This window comes from Intrasporangium sp. (assembly GCF_030452765.1).
Lineage (GTDB): Bacteria > Actinomycetota > Actinomycetes > Actinomycetales > Dermatophilaceae > Intrasporangium_A.
Genome location: NZ_JAKDLO010000308.1, coordinates 1 through 2,642, shown reverse-complemented (window position 1 = coordinate 2,642; position 2,642 = coordinate 1). Strand labels below are relative to the sequence as shown.

Here is a 2,642-nt window from a genome sequence, read left to right as displayed (position 1 = left end):
CGCCCTCCCATCTGAAGAGCACTGTCCCGACGGGGCGCAGGTAGAGCACGGGGGTCGACCACTCCGAGGCGCTCGTCGTGAGGATCGCCTGGCGACCCAGGGTGACCGCGAGGTCGATGCCACGGTCTGCCGCGACATGTTCGTACAGCGTCCCGCTGAAGGCCGTCGCGGCCGGATCGCTGATCTCGAACTGCATGGCGACGACGGCCGGGATGCCATGCTCGACGAGGGTGAGCGCCGAGGACCCGTAGGGGTCGATCGTGGTGACCCGACCTCCCTCGCACGAGTTGAGCACCGCCAGCTCGATCGGCGAGTTGCTGAGCAGGTCAGCCAGGTGGCTGCTGGGCTCGAGCTGTGCCCGCCCGGTCGCACCGGTGAAGGCGAGCAGGCCCTCGCCGGTGTCGAGGTCGACCCCGCCGTGGCCGATGAAGTGGAACACGTGGAACTCGCCGCCGGTCACCTCGGTGCGCAGCGAGTCGAGAGAGGCCCGATCGAGCCGGACCACGTCGATGCGCCCGGCACCAGCCAGCGGCTCGAGCGCCGTCTGGAGCCGCCTCCATTCGGCCTCGACGTCGAGCGGGTGCAGGTCGGTCGGGCTGCTGATGACGACGAGCATCCGGATCGGGCCGGACAGAGTCAGCGGCGTGATCGGCTCAGGGACATCGACGACGCGAATCGTCGGGTAGCCGCTGAGCCGGCACGGGAACCGGTGGCGCTCCGGGTCGTAGAGCAGCTCCCAGGGCAGGCTGGCGAGCTCGGGCGTCCCCGGGAACCGAAGCCGCAGCCGCAGGCCGACATCGCGTGTCGCGGCGACGTGCTGACTGCTACGCAGCGCGAAGTGCACCTGGCCGGTGAAGAGTGCCTCGAAGAGCCGGGTACCGAAGACCTTGGGCGTGTCCGTCGTCGGGGCCGCCGGTTCGACCTCTTCGACCAGTGCCGGCGTCAGGCGACGAAGGTCCCGGAGGTGGTCGAGGAGTCCGGTCAGGCCGATGGTGTCCGGCGGGACGAAGACCTCCGGCCCGGCCCACCGGTGAGTCCACCACTCGCACGCTGAAGCCGCCCTCCCGACGCTCGAGGGCGACGTCGAAGTCAGCGTGGTCGTGCTTCACCTTGGGCAGCCCATTCCGAGGGAACCCTCCCCAACCTCAACGATACGGCCGCAACCCGGCCAGGGTCACGGCCTGGGCAGAGGCACCGAGCAGGCATTTCCTGGATGCGTGCCTCCATAGCCGCGACCGGCGGCAGCGGGTCGGTCGATACGAGACCACGTCCACCATCCGGTGCAAGGTCAACGGCCTCCAGGGGTGCCCCTTCGGGCAGGGGGATCGGCCGAGCGCACGCCTAACATGGTCTGGACCGGGGACCCGCTCAGGTGCTACCCGCCTACCCGCCAGATCGCGGGAGGTGGACTGCGGCCGTCATCGGTGAGGAGGCGCCCGTGTCTCACGAACGGTTCGTCGAGCAGGACGGTCCGCAACGACCATCTCACCTCGGCCGATCGCAGATATCTGCGCGGTCAGCCGCCGTGGCTGGGACAGCGCTCCCGCCCGGTCCGCCGGCACAGCTGCTCGCGCTCCAGCGGCTCGCCGGCAACCAGGCGGTCTCCCGCCTGCTGACCCAGCCCGAGCCCACCGTCCAACGTCTCGCCACGATGACCGGCCTCAAGTCGGAGCACGCTCAGAAGGTCCTGAAGAACCACCTCAAGGGCGACCCACCTTTCAAGCCGCAGCGGGGCAACTTCGGCGAGGTCTCGTGGTTCGCCGGCTCAGGCAACCCCTATGTCGGCGGCCAGGCCCAGTCCTATGACGTGACCATCGACGTCGTGATCAACCCGGACCCGGTGAAGCTCCCGGCCACGTACTTCGCCGACTTCGTGCGGCAGTACGTCAGGCAGACCCGTGCGGACCTCGACGACCCCAGCACTCACCACAACTTCTGGGTGGCGCTCGGCCGGGCGCTCGAGACCGGCGGCGCCCAGGAGGTACCGATCGACCGGAGCGCCGTGAGCAAGCAGGGCGGCGGCACGTTCGTCGTCGTCGGCGGCAGCGCCCGAGAGTCGATCCGGCTCGGCAACGCGGCCAAGCTGTCCCAGGATCTCGGCGGCAGCGCGGCCACCACCGCGCAGGTCATCGAGAGACGGCGCACCACCCGGGCGGCGTGGTTCACGGTCGTCTTCGACCGGGTACCTCCGGACCAGGCACAGGCGGGCGCCCCCCAGAGGGCCCTCGTCCTCCACGTCACCCCACCGGCCAGCTTCTCCAAGGCGGAGAAGACCTTCCCGGCCATGGGGTGGGGAGACAAGAAGGTCCCCGCCTCCGTCTCGGTGACCTTCACCCTGACGTACGCGGACTACAGCATCGCCCGGCGCCAGGCCAAGAGGCTCGCCACCGCGATCGGCGACGGCAGGCTCGCCGGCCACCGTGTCGCCCTCGCCGGCGGGACAGGGTGGTCGGGCAAGGAGACGAGGTCCTACCGCAGCTGAGGCCGTGGCGGCTCGGGAGGGGGCCGCGTTCACCCGCGCGGATGTCGCCCGGCCGGCCGCGCGGGCGTCGAACGACCGGGCGGCGGGGGGACCCGACGCGCGGACCCCCTACGGGGGGAGCGGTGTCGGTGCCCGGCGTCACAATGGGCGGATGATCGAT

2 protein-coding genes are annotated in these 2,642 nt (G+C 70.6%); one reads left to right on the top strand and one right to left on the bottom strand.

The window, feature by feature from the left end:
- Positions 1–844 (bottom strand): CHAT domain-containing protein (locus L0H79_RS21850; RefSeq protein WP_301486867.1); only part of this gene is annotated, 844 nt, incomplete at its 3' end.
- Between the two features lie 681 nt (positions 845–1,525).
- Here L0H79_RS21850 and L0H79_RS21845 point away from each other — a divergent pair.
- Positions 1,526–2,482 (top strand): hypothetical protein, encoded by a 957-nt coding sequence (locus L0H79_RS21845; RefSeq protein WP_301486866.1) that lies wholly within the window; start codon positions 1,526–1,528, stop codon positions 2,480–2,482.
- Positions 2,483–2,642: the final 160 nt, after the last annotated feature.